The 17,113-nt window shown below is 42.6% G+C and carries 16 protein-coding genes; 6 read left to right on the top strand and 10 right to left on the bottom strand.

Annotated features, from left to right (window positions below; all coding sequences use genetic code 11):
* Positions 1–102: 102 nt before the first annotated feature.
* Positions 103–1,443, bottom strand: coding sequence for an SLC5/6 family protein (locus MORIYA_RS08930; protein WP_112714486.1), 1,341 nt, complete (start codon positions 1,441–1,443; stop codon positions 103–105).
* A gap of 552 nt (positions 1,444–1,995) precedes the next feature.
* Positions 1,996–3,282 (bottom strand): sphingomyelin phosphodiesterase, encoded by a 1,287-nt coding sequence (locus tag MORIYA_RS08925; protein WP_112714484.1) that lies wholly within the window; start codon positions 3,280–3,282, stop codon positions 1,996–1,998.
* A gap of 353 nt (positions 3,283–3,635) precedes the next feature.
* On the opposite strand from MORIYA_RS08925, the gene MORIYA_RS08920 reads away from it, so the two are divergent.
* Together MORIYA_RS08920 and MORIYA_RS08915 are read left to right on the top strand one after the other, a co-directional pair.
* Entirely contained in the window at positions 3,636–5,003 is a 1,368-nt protein-coding gene (locus MORIYA_RS08920) for a sodium-dependent transporter (protein ID WP_112714482.1), read from the top strand.
* 310 nt (positions 5,004–5,313) lie between these two features.
* Positions 5,314–6,318 carry a porin gene (locus MORIYA_RS08915; RefSeq protein ID WP_112714480.1) on the top strand — a complete coding sequence of 335 codons (1,005 nt, stop codon included), beginning with the start codon at positions 5,314–5,316 and terminating at the stop codon, positions 6,316–6,318.
* A 125-nt stretch (positions 6,319–6,443) separates the two neighbouring features.
* Here the strand turns inward: MORIYA_RS08915 and ybaK are convergent, their stop codons facing one another.
* The 8 genes from ybaK to MORIYA_RS08875 form a co-directional block, all read right to left on the bottom strand.
* On the bottom strand, positions 6,444–6,914 hold the full coding sequence (gene ybaK, locus MORIYA_RS08910; protein WP_112714478.1) for a Cys-tRNA(Pro) deacylase: 471 nt from the start codon (positions 6,912–6,914) through the stop codon (positions 6,444–6,446).
* A gap of 155 nt (positions 6,915–7,069) precedes the next feature.
* Entirely contained in the window at positions 7,070–7,876 is an 807-nt protein-coding gene (gene trpA, locus MORIYA_RS08905) for a tryptophan synthase subunit alpha (protein WP_112714476.1), read from the bottom strand.
* Positions 7,876–9,066: a tryptophan synthase subunit beta gene (gene trpB, locus MORIYA_RS08900; RefSeq protein ID WP_112714474.1), complete on the bottom strand. Its 1,191-nt coding sequence runs from the start codon at positions 9,064–9,066 to the stop codon at positions 7,876–7,878. The genes trpA and trpB overlap by 1 nt, the downstream gene beginning before the upstream one ends.
* 11 nt (positions 9,067–9,077) lie before the next feature.
* A complete protein-coding gene (gene trpCF, locus MORIYA_RS08895; protein WP_112714472.1) occupies positions 9,078–10,466 on the bottom strand; it encodes a bifunctional indole-3-glycerol-phosphate synthase TrpC/phosphoribosylanthranilate isomerase TrpF in 1,389 nt (462 codons plus the stop codon).
* Positions 10,467–10,509: 43 nt separating this feature from the next.
* A complete protein-coding gene (gene trpD, locus MORIYA_RS08890) occupies positions 10,510–11,577 on the bottom strand; it encodes an anthranilate phosphoribosyltransferase (protein ID WP_112714470.1) in 1,068 nt (355 codons plus the stop codon).
* 3 nt (positions 11,578–11,580) lie between these two features.
* On the bottom strand, positions 11,581–12,186 hold the full coding sequence (locus tag MORIYA_RS08885) for an aminodeoxychorismate/anthranilate synthase component II (RefSeq protein WP_112714468.1): 606 nt from the start codon (positions 12,184–12,186) through the stop codon (positions 11,581–11,583).
* A gap of 10 nt (positions 12,187–12,196) precedes the next feature.
* Positions 12,197–13,852, bottom strand: coding sequence for an anthranilate synthase component 1 (locus MORIYA_RS08880; protein ID WP_112714466.1), 1,656 nt, complete (start codon positions 13,850–13,852; stop codon positions 12,197–12,199).
* On the bottom strand, positions 13,827–14,048 hold the full coding sequence (locus MORIYA_RS08875) for a hypothetical protein (protein ID WP_112714464.1): 222 nt from the start codon (positions 14,046–14,048) through the stop codon (positions 13,827–13,829). The genes MORIYA_RS08880 and MORIYA_RS08875 overlap by 26 nt, the downstream gene beginning before the upstream one ends.
* A 148-nt stretch (positions 14,049–14,196) precedes the next feature.
* On the opposite strand from MORIYA_RS08875, the gene rnm reads away from it, so the two are divergent.
* The 4 genes from rnm to scpB are packed head-to-tail and all read left to right on the top strand — an operon-like array spanning position 14,197 to position 17,036.
* Positions 14,197–15,039, top strand: coding sequence for an RNase RNM (rnm, locus tag MORIYA_RS08870; protein ID WP_112714462.1), 843 nt, complete (start codon positions 14,197–14,199; stop codon positions 15,037–15,039).
* Positions 15,040–15,045: 6 nt separating this feature from the next.
* Positions 15,046–15,666: an L-threonylcarbamoyladenylate synthase gene (locus MORIYA_RS08865; RefSeq protein ID WP_112714460.1), complete on the top strand. Its 621-nt coding sequence runs from the start codon at positions 15,046–15,048 to the stop codon at positions 15,664–15,666.
* A gap of 3 nt (positions 15,667–15,669) precedes the next feature.
* Positions 15,670–16,455: a segregation and condensation protein A gene (locus MORIYA_RS08860; protein WP_112714458.1), complete on the top strand. Its 786-nt coding sequence runs from the start codon at positions 15,670–15,672 to the stop codon at positions 16,453–16,455.
* 14 nt (positions 16,456–16,469) lie between these two features.
* The gene (gene scpB / locus MORIYA_RS08855; protein WP_232011573.1) at positions 16,470–17,036 is read left to right on the top strand and encodes an SMC-Scp complex subunit ScpB; all 567 of its coding nucleotides are present in this window, start codon (positions 16,470–16,472) and stop codon (positions 17,034–17,036) included.
* Positions 17,037–17,113: the final 77 nt, after the last annotated feature.

The following is a 17,113-nucleotide window of genomic DNA, read 5'->3' as shown; positions in this document are numbered from 1 at the left end:
CCACAAAATATAGACACAAAAAAACCGGCGAGGTGACTCGCCGGTTTCGTTTGTTATTAACTTAAGTTTATTGCTGTACTTTTCATTACAGTCAACAGCGGTTTAGAATGCGCCGTAGATAACTGAAGTGATAGCGAGTAGACCACAGATAGTAACAAAAATGTTTGCTGCTTTATCGCTAGCATATTTTTGCATTGCAGGTACTTTCTTGATAGCTACCATAGGCATTAAGAACAAGATAGCGGCAATCATTGGTGCGCCGATTGTTTCAATAAGACCGAGTACACTTGGGTTGATAATTGCTACAGCCCATGTAGTTAGTACGATGAATGCGATAGAGAATGTACTGATTTTTTTCTCTGATGCTTTCGGAATAACTTGTTTAACTAGACCGTTTAGACCTTCTTGAGCACCTAGGTAATGACCGAAGTAGCTAGAAGTAATCGCTGCGAATGCGACGAAAGGACCAAAGTATTGAATTACTACTGAGTCATGTACGTTTGCAAGGTAAGACAGGATTGAGATGTTCTGTGCTTTCGCTTCTGCTAGTTGCTCTGGTGATAGTGATAATACACAAGAGAATACGAATAGCATAACGAAACCAAGTAGCATTTGACCTGCACGTTTACAGATAAGGTCTGATTTTGCTACTGCGTGTTCACCGTAAGATTTACGTTGTGCTTTAGCAAACTGGCTGATTACTGGAGAGTGGTTGAATGAGAACACAATCAGTGGAATCGATAACCAGATAACGGGCAAGAAAGATGATGCTTCAGGTACTACTGTAAGCATGCTTGTATTCCAGCTCGGAATTAAGAATATTGATAGACCGAATAAGATGATTACTAATGGGTAAACTAATGCCGATGTTGCTTTAAGCATTAAGTCTTTACCAAATAGGATCATTGCAGTCATTGCTAAAATTAGACTACCAGATAGTAACCAACGTGGGATACCGCTTACTTTATCCATTAATTGAACACCAGCTTCGTTAAGCATCGGTGCGCCATCAGCCGCTAGGCGTGGAATTTCAGTGAAGATATCAAGTTGGTTAACAATGAAACTTTCAAATGTATTAGTAATACCAACACCGTAGATTAATACGATAGGGTAGATAGCAAAGAAGTAAGCAAATGTAATTAGTTTTGCTGAGCCTTTACCAAAGTGTTCTTCAACAACTTCTGTGATGTCTGCATCAGGATTTTTTGATGATAATACAAAACGCGCCAGTGATCTATGCGCCAACCATGTCATTGGGCCAGCAATCAATGCTAGAACTACCAACGGCCAAAAACCACCTAAACCTGCTTTAATAGGTAAGAATAAAACACCGGCACCTACTGCTGTACCGAATAAACTTAATACCCATTCTGTGTCTGCTTTGTTCCATTTAGCAGCGTTCGTAGTGCTGTCCGTGATCGTTGTAGTTGTTTGCTCTGACATATAATTCTCACCTGTATTTTTATACTGATTTTTAACTGCTGCCTAGGATAGTGATTTGAATTTTTTTTAAAGTGATGCAGATCGCTTTTTCAGCTCTAACCTAAAAAAATCCCCGTATATATCAAAATAATTTGATGTTTTACGTGTTTTTTATTAATTACCATTGTGGTTGTGTATTTATTGAGCGATCAGTTGTTTTGGTGTAGTTTGTGTTGTCTTTTGGTGTGATGTTGGTGTTTTATGCTTTCATTGTGGTTTAAGTTGGTTTTAACCTTGTTCCTGAAATGATCTATAAAATATTTTAATAGCCAACAAGGGGTGTTTAATGGGTTTTAACAAGTTGTTATCAATTTATTTGTATGCACAGATCACACTAATGCTGCTGGGATTCAACTTTATTTGAGTTCCATTTTCGGGTGTTTCAAGGTGAAACTAGTGTTAATGCCTAGTTTTGAGTATTCATCTAGTAGTAATATCGAGTTTTCGGCGGATATTTCTGCATCTAAAGAGAATAGATGCGGAAATATTTATGCGCAGAGTTTTATCCTGTTATTACTTGGTCGGGTAGATAAAATATCCGCGAGCAGCGTAATGGTCTGATAAGTCCCAAATGCCCCAAAGTGATTGTGTCAGTACGCGAGGAGCGAATATTTCTTGGCGGGCACTAATTGGCTGTAAATTGTCATTCCCTGTTAATGTGTAATCCAGATATTCTAAATAAGGTTTCTCTGCCCAATAGTTAGTATTAGAATCAAAAGACAGATTGTGGCCTTTATTCTCTGGTTCAGTGGCATTAAGAATATATGCCATTTGATCACGATCACCAGGCAAGCCAATTTTGTTGACATTAAAGTCGCCGGCTAAAATGACGGCTTCGTCGGCAGGAATGTGTTGTGCGCGAATAAATTCTCCCATTTCTTCTAGCTGGGCTAAACGTGCTGCGCGGTTGGTATCGTCATCTGACGATTGTGTGTGCGTAGCAAAGACATGGTAAATGTAACCTTGCTTATTAATACGGGTATAAATAACCCCACGTGTTGCAGCACACTGAATACCACTACAGCTGGTATACTTTAGGCTCTTTTCTGCTTCGACAGGCCAAGGCGTTAAAATACGCGTACCTGATTGCATGATTTTACCTAACTTAAATATTTCACTGCTGGTAAAACTATATTCTTTACTGAGCTGTTTAAGTAATTTGCTTGTTCGGATTGGATCAAAGACCTCGGTTAGTACTAACGCATCATAACCTGACATTACCGCTGGCATTTCCGTTAAACGGCTATCGACTTTTTTAGAACCGAATATGGTGGTGGCCCAAATGTTGTAGCTTAATAAGCTAAACTCGTTACCGGGTCCGATAGTGGGCTTTTTATCATGCAGCTGTAATACGTAATTTACCCTACCACCTAGGTGTAGGTTTTCACTATTAAAGGCGATGGTATTGTCATTATCGGCAAGTTGGATCTCAAATCGCTGAATAGTATTGTCGGTTTGTGGAGCTATGGTCAGTTCACTGCTATCGAAGCCAAAAGCGAGTTCATCCTCGGTTACCTTCTGCGTTAAATTAAAGCTGTAATCAGCGTTACTCAGTGAGATAGTTATATTCTGTTCTACATTAGTGCGGGTAATATTAGCCACGTCAACGGTACTCAATGGCATCACTTCTGTTGTTAATAAGTCGACATTATTACCTTCTTCAATATACGCATATAAAGTATGAGGCGTACTATTGGTGAATTGAATAATAGTATGGCGTTCCGTGGGCACTTGGCTCATCGCCATTAATGCCGGCGTGAACATGTACAGCCAGAATAAGACGGTTACCTTCTTTAACATAAAGATCCTTATTTTTGTGAGCGTTCTATGACTAACCAAGCGGGAGTATAAAATATTATTTTATATATTAAGTACGCATAGTAGGCAGTTTTGGTGACGCTTTGATTAAAGTGTGATTTTTTATGTTTAAAGTTGATTGGTGACACTTGCTATTTCAAGGATGAATTTAGATTGTTTGCGCAATTTAAAATACATATTTATTATTTTTGTAGTTAGGTGTTGCTTTGAGTTGACCTTTCGAGGTGCTAAACACTAAGTTTTATAGGTTTTTATAGATTTTAATGCTTGTACTTGCTATTTATTTAGGTATAACACCTACCATTGATTGGATTTAGCAAACTTGGTACGGATAAATGGCTGCAATACAGAATAATGATGGTGCGTCTCGAGGACATTTTGGTTCTCGTTTTGGTTTTATAATGGCCGCAGCAGGATCTGCTGTTGGTGTGGGTAATATTTGGGGTTTCCCGACGCAAGCGGCCAGTAATGGTGGCGGTGCATTCTTAATCGTGTATCTGTTCCTTATCTTCTTACTTGGCTATCCAATGTTAGTCGCTGAGTTGATGGTCGGCCGTCATGGTCAAACTAACCCAGCAGACTCGATGGCTAAGTTAGGTCGTACGCCGGCCACTAAAATGATTGGTAGCCTTATCGGTCTGGCATCGATTGTGTGTGCGGCGATGATCTTTAGTTTCTACGCGGTATTGTCAGGCTGGTTCGTGAGTAATACGCTAGCACCTATTGCCACAATGGTTGGCGCAGATGATGCGAGCCGTTGGTTAATCGATTTCTCATTATCGCGTAATATCGTATTTACCTTAGTATTTGCATTAATGTGTGTTTACGTTATTCAAAAAGGTGTACAAGACGGTATTGAAAAATGGTCGAAGCGTTTAATGCCACTATTGTTCACTATTTTGATTGCGAGTGTTATTTATATCTTGTTCCAACCTGGTGCAAGTGAAGGTGTTACTGCGTTATTCACCGTCGACTTTGAAAAAGTAATGCACCCTGATGTGATCATCGGTGCACTTGGTCAGACATTCTTCTCGTTATCGATTGGTACGGGCGCAATGATGATCTACGGTTCATACCTTAAATCAAATGAAAACATCAGTAAGTTAGCGATGCACGTAACCTTTATGGATACAGGTGTGGCTTTCTTAGCGGCAATGTTAATCCTACCTGCTATGTATGTAGCTAAGCACAATGGTGTAACAATCTTTGATGCTGACGGTAACTTATTAAGTTCTGACACGCTGGTATTCACTGTACTACCTGCATTGTTTGCAACGATGGGCGCTGCAGAACATATTGTTGCGATTATCTTCTTTGCATTGATGTCTGTTGCAGCACTCACATCGGCTATGTCGGTAGTCGAAGTACCAACCAGTTATATTGTGGATAAAACAGCAATGTCACGTAAAAAAGTAACGTGGATTGTTGGCGCGGCACTGACTGCATTCGCGATGGTTGTAGTGACTAACTTTGACTTTATGTTTGGTTTCATGATTAAGCTAGCGACAGAGATAACACAACCGCTAGTATGCTTAGGTCTTGCTATCTTTGTAGGCTGGGTATGGCATCGTAATAACCTACTTGCTGAAATTAAAGGTCAAGATGGCGCAGATGTAAATGGCATTTTCTGGAAAGTATGGCCTGTTTATGTGAAGTTTGTTTGTCCTGCTTTAATTATCATATTAATCGGTACAACGCTTTAATTAGACCTTGCGCCTCAAGCGGTAATCAGGCGGTAATCAAGCAGTAATAAAGAGATAAACTTGTTTAGGCCAAGGTAGATAGTTTAAAAAAAAGTAAAAGCAAAAAGTAAAAACAAAAAGCCCAGTAGCGCAATCTACTGGGCTTTTTTTATTTATACGGTTAGCCATTACGCTCTATTAAATAGCGGCAAGCTCATCAATTTCACAGAAAAGAACTACCCTTGACTAGTAGCCAACGTAAGGCTGTAAACACCTACCTTGAATAACATTTACTTAAATAAAAAGTTACTTAAATAGACAGGGAAGAATCATGAAAAAGACATTATTAGTCACAGCAATACTCGCTAGTCTTGTTCCTACAGCACAAGCCACAGTTAATGTGTACCAAGATGATGCTCACCAGGTAGATTTGTATGGACGTGCTTATGGCGCTTATATTTATCAAGATGGTAACGATGTAAAAAGTGATGGTCGTTCAGATAGCTATTTTCGCACTGGCTTTAAGGCCTCTTCAAATTTAGCAGATGATTTAACTGGGCTTGCGCGTATTGAGATGCAATTTGAATCGAGGGATAACAGTGACGCTAATTCAACCTCTAAAACGCGGTTGATTTATGCCGGATTAAAAAATGATTGGGGACAACTGACCTTTGGTCGTAATTATGCCGCAGATGAAATTATTGCGGATTGGGCCGATGCCGGTACCACTAACTATTCGGGTAATCCCGCGATAGGCAACTTAAATCGACAAACTAATATTTTAAAACTGGAAACTAAGGTGCTGGATGATGCCCTTAACTTAGTGGCACATATTCAGCCCGAGTCCAGTGTTGATGCTAGTAATGGTAACTACAGCCAATCAAGTTATGCGTTTGGTGGTGTTTATGGTTTTGATTTTGGTCTGGAGTTAGGTGCAACTTATACCGGTGTCATGACAGAAGATTATAATGCTAATTCAGATTATGATCGATCAACCGTTCTCGTTGCTGCACGCTATAAATTAAAGGGTTTAACAGCATCAATTGTCGGGGATAGTACCTCCGTTGATACACCTAATACAGCCGCTGATCCTAAAGATGCTAATGACTGGACTGCCTATGAGTTATCCCTTGCTTATAGCTTGGATAAACTAACAGGTACCTTTACTTATAAACAACGTGATACAGATAGTTTCAATGACAATACGGTTGATCAAGCCGCATTGGGTCTTGCTTATAAGTTTAATTCCAACTTCCGTGTGGTGACTGAGTATGTCATTTTAGATGTTGCTGATGATGAAGATCAGTGGCACATGGCTGCACGATATGACTTCTAGTTAATTACCTACTATTTAAGTTTCATACAAAACAGTCCAGTAGAGCGATTTACTGGACTGTTTTTATTTTTGCGGATAGAAATTGATAATAGATTTTACTACGCACAGATGGCCACTATTAATCATTAGTCACTGCTAATCGCAGCAAACTCGGCATTGGTTAGCTGCTTTAGGTCTAACGGACTTAATTCGATCTCTAAGCCGCGGCGCCCCGCACTGACGTAGATAGTCTCATGCGTTTGTGCTGAGCTATCAATGACAGTGAACAAGCGTTTCTTTTGTCCTAACGGACTCACCCCTCCAAGTACGTAACCCGTCGAGCGCATCACATCGTTTTTATCTGCCATTACGGCTTTCTTGGCTTTTGCCGCTTTGGCAATGGCTTTTAGATTAAGCATTGCGGTGACAGGCACGACGGCAACGACGAGCTTCTTATCACCTACATTAACTACCAGTGTTTTGAATATGCGTTCGGCGGCGACGGCCATTTTGTCCGCTGCTTCTAAAGCATAAGATCCAACACTCGAATCATGTTTATATTCATGGGTCTTGTGGGCTATTTTTGCTTTTTTAGCTAATTTTACTGCTGGAGTCATGGTGCGTCCTTGTTCCTTAATAGGTAATACGATGGATGCTCTATAGTACTAAAAAAGCCCTTAGCACCATTCTATCATCACCATCGTTTGCGATAGTCATAATCATAGGCACTAAGGGCTTAATAGGTAAAGTGTTATGTTTTGTTTATATTTTACTATTTAATTGTCGCTGCTTTCATTGGCGTGACAAACTCAGCCAGTTCTTGCAGCATTTTTGCATTGTCATTCAGGTTTTTTTCAATGATATTGACAATGGCTGAACCCGAAATAGCCCCCGCAGCACCTGCTGCAATAGCTTGTTTCACTTGTTCTGGTGATGAGATACCAAAACCAAGCAGACAAGGCGCGGCATTAAATGATTTCAGTTTTTCCAGTAATGGACCAACTGGCATTTTTGCTTTGGTTTCTACGCCCGTTACACCTGCGCGGCTAAGTAGGTAGGTATAACCAGACCCTTGCTCTGCTACCAGTTGCAGTGTCGCGTCATCGGCATTTGGCGGTGCGATGTAGATACTTTCGATACCGACTTTATCGCCGGCGTCTTTAAATTGTTGACCGTATTGTACTGGCACGTCGGCAATCAGCAATGAGTCAACCCCAGCCGCAGCGGCTTTAGCCATAAACTTATCGGTACCGTTGCCGTAAACTAGGTTGGCATACAGTAATAAACCAATGGGTATTTGCGGGTGTTTCGCGCGGATCTCGGTGAGCATTTCAAAACAGATATCTGGGTTGATCCCCACGTTTAATGCACGAGATGTGGCTTTTTGGATCGTTGGGCCATCAGCCACCGGATCCGAGAATGGAATACCCAGTTCTAACGCGTCAGCACCCGCTGCAATGAGCGTTTCGATGATCGCCATTGATTGTTCGCGGTTTGGATCGCCAATCGTTACAAATGGAACGAAAGCGCCTTCATTTTTTGCTGCTAGTGCCGCAAAAGTTTGTTGATAACGTCCCATTATAATGCTCCTTTACCTTCAAGAATATCAGCAACGGTAAAGATATCTTTATCACCACGACCGGATAAGTTAACCACTAAAATTTGTTCTTTATCCATATCCTGTTCCATCATCTGTAGTGCATAGGCTAATGCATGTGCTGATTCTAACGCAGGGATAATGCCTTCTTTACATGATAATAACTGGAATGCTGCTAATGCTTCATCATCGGTTACTGACGGGTATTCTGCACGGCCAATGGTATATAGATGCGCATGTTGTGGACCGACTGAGGGGAAATCTAACCCCGCGGATATTGAATATGATTCTTTGATCTGACCATAGTTATCTTGCATCAATAATGAGTGCATACCAAAGAAGATCCCGTTCGTCCCTTCGGCAATCGGCGCGCCATGTTGACCAGTGGCAATGCCTTTACCTGCAGGTTCAACACCGTACAGTTTGACCCCTTCTTCGTCGATGAAGTCATTGAATATACCAATGGCATTCGAACCACCGCCTACACAGGCAATCACGGCATCGGGTAAGCGACCTTCTGCTTTTAGGATCTGTTGTTTGGCTTCTTCACCGATCATTTTTTGGAATTCACGCACAATCGTTGGGAATGGGTGAGGACCTGCCGCTGTACCGAGTAGGTAATGGGCATTTTCGTAGTTGGCAGACCAGTCGCGTAATGCTTCGTTGCAGGCATCTTTTAAGGTGCCTGCGCCAGAATCAACGGGAATGACTTCGGCACCCATTAACTTCATGCGGAATACGTTGGGTTTTTGGCGTTCCATGTCTTTCACACCCATGTAGATGCGACATTTTAAACCCAGTAACGCACAGGCTAGCGCAGCTGCAGTACCGTGTTGGCCTGCGCCTGTTTCTGCGATGACCTCGGTTTTACCCATGCGTTTAGCCAGCAGTGCTTGACCCAATACTTGGTTGGTTTTGTGCGCGCCCCCGTGTAGTAGATCTTCACGTTTTAGGTAGATCTTGGTTTTTGAACCTTTAGTAATGTTACGGCATAGCGTCAATGGTGTTGGACGACCCGCGTATTCATTTAACAGTTTCTGAAACTCTGCTTCGAAGGCTGGATCATTTTGTGAATCGATAAATGCATCTTCTAATTCATCTAATGCAGGTATTAAAATTTGCGATACGTATTGGCCGCCAAATTCGCCAAAAAAGGCATTAAGTTTTGCCATGATAAGTTCCTTTAATAATGTCTAAGCGCGCTAAATGCCGCGATAATTTTGTTTGTATCTTTAATACCGGGTGCTGATTCTAATCCTGAGTTTAGATCCAGTCCTAAGCAACCGAGTTTCGCCGCGTCTTGCACGTTGTCAGGGGTTAATCCGCCAGCAAGCATGATTTTACTGCAATCTTCAGGTGTTAATAACGACCAATCAAATGTCTGTCCTGTACCACCTGATTGTCCCGCTATTTTACTATCAACTAGATGACGATCAACCTTGGCCAGACTTAAATCGGGTGCTTGTTCGCTAACCCCATGCGCTTTCCAAATTTGTATGTCGTTATTGAGTAAGTTTTTTAATATCGCAATGTAGCTTGCATCTTCGCTGCCGTGTAATTGTACCGCGGCCAAACCGAGTTGATTAGCCAACTGGGCCACGATTGTTGCTTGTTCATTCACAAATACACCCACGTAAGCCAGCGGTGCAGCAGCAATGACCTGTTGCGCTGTTGCTACGTTAACACAACGTGGTGATTTTGGCGCAAAGATAAGTCCGCCATAGATAGCGCCTTGTTCATACACTACTTTTGCATCTTCTGGACGGGTAAGGCCACAGACTTTATTGTCACCTAAAATCAATCGGCGACAAGCTAAATCAACGTTGTTTTGCGACATTAATGAACTGCCAACCAAGAAGCCATTTACGTAGTTGGCTAAATCACGGACTTGCTGGTTATTATAAATGCCCGACTCTGAAATGATGATACGATCACTTGGGATCTTCGGGGCAATCTCTTTGGTACGGTTTAAGTCAATGGATAAGTCGCGTAGGTCTCGGTTATTAATGCCGATCACTTTTGCATCTAGCGCAATCGCACGCACTAATTCGGCGTCATTACTGACTTCGGTAAGTACGCCCATGTTTAAGCTGTGAGCGACTTTAGCTAAGGCAATATATTCAGCGTCATCGAGTACCGATAACATTAACAGTGTGGCATCGGCTTGGTATAAACGCGCTAAATAAATCTGGTATTCGTCAATGATAAAGTCTTTGCAGATCACCGGTTGGGTAACGATATTACGTACTGTAGTGATGTAGTCAAAGTCACCTTGGAAGTATTTCTCATCCGTTAATACAGAAACAGCCGCCGCATAATTTTTATAAACACCAGCAATTAACTCTAAATCAAATTCGGGGCGAATGAGCCCTTTGGATGGGGATGCTTTTTTACATTCCAGAATAAACTTGGTTGGTTTACCCGATAATGCGGCATAAAAGTCACGATCTGTCGGGTTTAAATCAGCAATAAAACTCGCTAATGGTTGACTGGCTTTACGCGCGGCGACCCAAGTCACTTTATCGTTAATAATATTACCGAGAATGGTTTGCTGTAACTCTTGCGTTAACATTTATGCTTCCTTCCTGTTGTTAAAACTAAGGTTAAGACTAAGGTTAAACTTGCTGGCTTTTTGCGGCTAGCTGATGGATTAGGGCTAATGCACGGCCATCATCAATTGCCGCCATGGCTAATTCAGTACCCTGTTTAAAATCGGTGGCTAACTTGGCTATCACTAATAATGCCGATACGTTGATGGCAACGGCGGCTTTTTGTGCGTCACTGCCGTGACCCGATAACAGGCGTTCGATAATAACTTTGTTTTCTGCGGCATTACCACCACGTAGTTCAGCCACGTCATAACGCTGCACACCAAAATCGGCAGGGGTTAAGGTGTACTCAGTGATCATGCCATTATTTAATTCGGCAACTTTGGTTTCACCGTGTAGGGCAACTTCATCTAAACCACTGCCGTGCACGACTAATGCACGGCGCACACCGAGCTTATCCATGGTTTCGGCGATTGGGCGAATTAAACATTCATCATATACACCCATTAACTGTACTTGTGGGCGCGTCGGATTTAGCAGTGGGCCGAGCACATTAAAGATGGTGCGGGTTTTCAGGGCTTGGCGCACTGGCATCGCATGGCGAATACCGGCGTGGTATTGCGGCGCGAATAAAAAGCAAATTCCCAATTCATCCAGGCAGGCTTTTGCTTGTTCTGGGGTTTGGGTTAAATTAACGCCAAATGCTTCCAATAAATCTGACGAACCTGATTGACTGGATACGCTGCGGTTACCATGTTTCGTCATTTTCAATCCGCAAGCAGCCGCGACAAACGCAGTTGTTGTGGAGATGTTAATGGTATTCATGTTATCGCCACCGGTACCACAGCAGTCGGCATGTAGTTCGTCTATTGCTGGGAAAGGTGTTGCTGCGGCCAATAATGCTTGCGCAGCACCCGCAATTTCGTCTGGCTGTTCACCACGTATTTTTAATGCTGTTAACACGGACGAAAGTACGATTGGATCCATTTCACCTTGTACTATCTGTGTAAAAAGCGCTTCTGACTCTGTCATAGTTAGTACTTGATTTGCGTATAACTTTTCTAGAATAGCGGTGATTGTTGCTGGTGCTATTTTTTTTGATACTATGTTTTCCGGTACTGTTGATTCTGCCATGACCTACTCCTTAGGGCTGGTTACTGGTGCTGTTGCCCATGCTAGGGTATTTTTTAACAGCTCTGCGCCTTCACTGGTTAATATTGATTCGGGATGAAATTGAAAACCAATTACTTTATCTTCTGGTTGAATAATGGCCATTGGCATCCCGTTAAATTCGGCATTAACGGTTAAGCTGCTCGGTACTTCTGTAGCCACTAATGAATGATAACGGGCAACCGCTAACGGCTGACTTAAACCGGCAAACATCAACTGACCATCATGGTTAATCGATGAGGCTTTACCGTGCATGATCTCTTCTGCACGGCCTATGGTGCCACCATATTGTTGTATCAGTGCTTGATGCCCTAAGCAAATGCCGATCATTGGATATTGACCGCGACACAAGCGGATAAGTTCTAACAAGCAACCGGCTTCAGAGGGATTACCTGGGCCCGGTGAAAGTACCACAACGGGGTTGTTCTCACATTGGTCTATTTGCTGTTTAATCACTTGTGCACTAATACTGTTACGGTAAATTTTAACTTCATGACCGAGACTGCGGAATTGATCCACTAGGTTGTAAGTAAAAGAGTCAAAGTTGTCTAATAAAAATAAAGTGTTGCGCATGTTGCCTCCGTTACTTAGCGTTGTTAGTTGTTGAGTTAGCTTCTGCACTCTCTGCTGCCATACTTTCTGCCTTCATGATGGCAGCTAATGATGAACCTTGTGCGAGGGCTACGGCGTTTAATACCGCGGCTGCTTTACTGCGGGTTTCTTCGGCTTCAGCTTGTGGGTTTGAGTCGTAAACCACACCCGCACCAGCTTGTACATACGCAGTGCCATCTTTAACAAATGCAGAGCGAATGACAATACAGGTATCCATGGTGCCATCACCCGTTAGGTAACCCACGGCACCGCCATAACTACCACGGCGTTGTTGTTCTACTTGACGAACCAGTTCAGCGGCGCGGATCTTCGGTGCGCCAACTAACGTCCCCATGTTCATACACGCTTGGTATGCATGCAGGGCATCAAGGTCGTTACGTAGTTTACCTTTGACGCGAGACACTAAGTGCATCACGTAGCTATAACGATCTACGTTTAATAGGTTAGCCACATAACGTGTACCTGGCTGACTAATACGGGCTACGTCATTACGCGCTAAATCAACCAGCATGATGTGTTCGGCAGTTTCTTTCTTGTCTTGGCGCAATTCTAATTCGATACGGCCATCTAAGTCGGGGCAAATCGAACCATCAGCGCGGAAACCACGGCGGCGAGTCCCGGCAATCGGATAAATTTCTACGTCATTAGTTTGGGCATCATATTTCAATGCACTTTCTGGTGATGCACCAAATAATACAAAGTCAGCATCATTCAGGTAGAACATGTACGGGCTGGCGTTGGTTTGTTTTAGTTTGGCATAAGCCGCTAACGAATCTGGGCAAGGTAAGCTAAAGCAACGCGACGGTACCACTTGGAAAATGTCGCCTTTACGGATGTAGTCTTTTAAATATTCAACCGTGGCACAGAATTCACTGTCGCTGATATCAACCTCGATTGTTAGCGCTGCGGCTTTAGACTCTGGCGTTGCCGTTAATACCGTCGTGCACTCCGTTTGGATACGGGCTAATTTCGCTTGGATTTGGTTAAGTGCAGTGGCAAAGTGCTCGCCACCAAAGACACTACCGATTAATGTTGATTGTTGGGTTTGACGGTCAATCACAATTAAAGTTTCGGCAATATAGAATACAAAATCAGGACAGATATTAGCGCCATCTGGCACACTGGGTAATTCTTCAACACTGGCTATCATGTCATAGGCAAAGCAGCCGCCTAAAAATAGCGCTTCATGAAACGGTGTTTCTGGCATGACACCATTGATAATGGTCCGCAGGGCATCGAATGGTGATGATGACTGTAAACGTGAATCTTCATCCAAGCTGTCGTCAGTCGGCGCGAAGGTTAATGCTAATTGGTGATGACTCAGAGCGGTGATCGCATCGTTGCCAAGTTGAGCTTTAAACTCATCGGCTAAGAAAGGCAGCAGGTTTTCGCCGTTCAGGGTTAATGCGGTGAATTCAACCGTGCGGCCAAAACAGGTTATCTTAACGGCGGCATCAAGCAAGATTAAACTTTGCAGAGCGGTCTTGGTGACGATATCAGCCGATTCTAATAATAAGCTGTTACCACTGGGGCGGTACATGTGGCGATAAAACGCAAGGGGATCGTCAATGTGCGGACAATCTTGCTGAATCGAATGTAATTTACCTGGCGCTAATAGTTGCGTCATCGCACTTTCCTTGCTTTAGAGTGTCTAAATGGCCAATAAAAAAGCCCGTTTCAATGAAACGGGCTTTAATGTTGGTTATTTGTTGTAGATTTACATTTACTGCAGATATCACAAAATCACATGCCCGTTTAGAGAGGGATGTGCCACCACCAACTGATTGTTTGGTTTGTAATATTTTGCATTGCGTCTGAGCCATAAAATTATCTAAGTAGGTTAAACTTAGGCGGTTAGGGCTATTACTGTCAATACATTTATTAATTTTTGTGTGAAATTGTTAAATAAAACTTATAATGGGGCCTTATTGTGCCTTTTCTGACTTTTTATCGCTGGATATACTTTATTTTATGATTTACGATTTACATTCTCATACCACAGCCTCTGACGGCTCTCTAAGTCCAGCTGAATTAGTCCAACGCGCGGTTGAACATCGTGTTGATGTATTTGCTATTACCGATCACGACACCACTAATGGCTTACAAGAAGCGCATGATACGATTGCCGCGCATGCATTGCCTATTACTTTGATCAATGGTGTTGAAGTTTCCACTAACTGGCAAAATCATGAAATTCATGTAATTGGCCTAAATGTGGATCTCGCTAATCCGGCACTGCAGGCATTTTTAGCTGAGCAGCGTAGTAAGCGTGAAGTACGCGCGATTGAAATGGGTAATCGTTTAGCTAAAGCGCGTATTCCTGGTGCCTATGAAGGCGCTAAAGCGCTTGCTGGCGATGCCAGTATCACGCGTAGTCACTTTGCTAAATACTTGGTTGAGCAAGGCGTTGAGAATACTTTTCAAAATGTATTTAAACGTTTCTTAGCGAAGGGGAAAACTGGTTATGTGCCACCCAACTGGGCAACAATTGAGCAAACGATAGAAATAATACATCAATCTGGTGGGCAAGCTGTACTGGCTCATCCGCTGCAGTATAAACTGTCAACTAAATGGATTAAAAGATTATTAGCGGTCTTCGAAGACGCGGGTGGGGATGCCCTCGAAGTCGGACAGCCACAACAAGGTATTGCCGAGCGCACCCTGTTGGCCAGTTATGGTCGCGATTATAATTTAGCTGGGTCTGTTGGTTCTGATTTTCATCGACCAAGCAGCTGGACTGAGTTAGGCCGCAATTTATATATCCCCAAAGATTGTACCCCTGTGTGGTCGTCTTGGCCTGCAGTTAAGGAGTAATAATTTATGAGTCAATTTTTTTACGTGCATCCTGATAATCCGCAAGCGCGTTTAATCAGTCAGGCCGTAGCTATTTTACGTGATGGTGGCGTGATCATTTATCCAACCGATTCTGGCTATGCGCTAGGTTGTCATATTGGTGACAAAAACGCGTTAGAGCGTATTTGTAAGATCCGTAAATTAGATAAAGATCATAATTTTACCTTGTTGTGCCGTGATTTATCCGAACTGTCGTTATACGCACGTGTTGAGAACCAGGCTTACCGCGCGCTTAAAAATAATACCCCAGGTCCATTTACGTTTATTTTTAAAGGCACCAAAGAAGTACCTCGTCGTTTAATGAATCCGAAGCGTAAAACCATCGGTATTCGTGTACCTGACAATACAATTGCATTAGCAATACTCGAAGCGTTAGGGGAACCTATGATGTCGACGTCATTAATTTTACCGGGCAATGAAGGCGCTGAATTTGATCCGGAAGCGATCCGTGACCAACTTGAAAACCAAGTCGAGCTGATTATCAATGGCGGCTACTTAGGTGAGCAAGTAACAACAGTTGTGGATTATTCTGAAGGTGATGCTGTTATTATTCGTCAAGGTGCCGGTGATGCATCCTCGTTTGCTTAACCCGTGGTAGAGTCTAGCACTGTGATTGCCAAGGTTAATGGCGAGTTATTACGTAAAGTACCCAAGGATTTGTTTATTCCGCCAGATGCACTAAGTGTATTCTTAGACGCATTTGAAGGACCATTAGATTTATTACTGTATTTAATTAAAAAGCAAAAACTCGATATTCTGCAGTTACCGATGCAACAAATCACCGCGCAATATATGGAATACGTGGATCTAATGACGACGTTTAAAATTGAACTTGCCGGTGAGTATTTGGTGATGGCTGCATTGCTGGCGGAAATAAAGTCGCGTTTGCTACTGCCTAAATTAGTGGTGGCAGAAGAAGAACTCGACGATCCACGTTTAGTGCTGATTAGACAGTTACAAGAATACGAAATATTTAAGAATGCGGCAGAAAATTTGGACCTACATCCCAGGATCCAACGCGATATTTTTGTTGCTAATGCACAGCTACCAGAAGATATTACCACTATACCGTTATTAGCTGAAGTATCTCTGCGAGACTTGGCGTATAATCTGCAAAAATTACTTAAGCAAGCAGAACACTTCGAGCATCATCAGATCCAACGTGAAGTATTAACCACGCGTGAAAAGATGACCCATATATTGGCATTACTGCAAGATGGTAAAGTGCGAACTTTCCATCAAGTACTCGATCTTAAAGAAGGTCGACGCGGCATTGTGGTGAGTTTTCTGGCGATCCTTGAATTACTTAAAGAGTCTTTAATTAGCCTTATCCAGAATAATCCTTTGGGTGAGATATACTTAAGTTTAGCCGAATAAGTATGGATCAGAGTGTGAATACAACACCTTATAAACAGATTATTGAAGCGGCTATTTTTGTTGCTAAGAAACCGTTATCATTAGCGGCTTTATGCCGAGATGTGCTTGCCAATGAAGATTTAAGCCGTCAGCAAGTGACCACCTATATTGCCGAAATAAGCGCCGATTATCAGGATAAAGGTATCGAGCTGGTGGAAGTAGCCAGTGGTTATCGCTTTCAAGCGCGTTCCCATTTAACGCCTTGGCTGCAGCGTATGTTGCAAGATAAACCGACGAAATATTCGCGCGCGACATTAGAAACATTAGCACTGATTGCTTATCGTCAACCCGTGAGTCGGGGTGACATTGAAGCAGTTCGTGGGGTCGCTGTGAGCAGCCAAACGATCCATATGCTTGAAGAACGTGAATGGATCAAAGTGATTGGCCGCAAAGAAGTACCGGGTAGACCGGCTTTGTATGCGACAACAACCCAATTCTTGGATTACTTTGGCATTAAAAGTATCCAAGAATTACCCCCATTGGACGAAACGTTATTGGCTAAATTAGCCGCTATGGACGAAGAAACATTGTTAGATATTTAACGGGTTCAAAAAAGAAAATTGTTAGATATTTAATACGCACAACATTTTATAATTGCGAAATAAGATCGTAACTTAAT

The organism is Moritella yayanosii, assembly GCF_900465055.1.
Lineage (GTDB): Bacteria > Pseudomonadota > Gammaproteobacteria > Enterobacterales > Moritellaceae > Moritella > Moritella yayanosii.
Note: the sequence above shows the minus strand (reverse complement) of the source record. Positions and strands in the feature narration are given on the sequence as shown.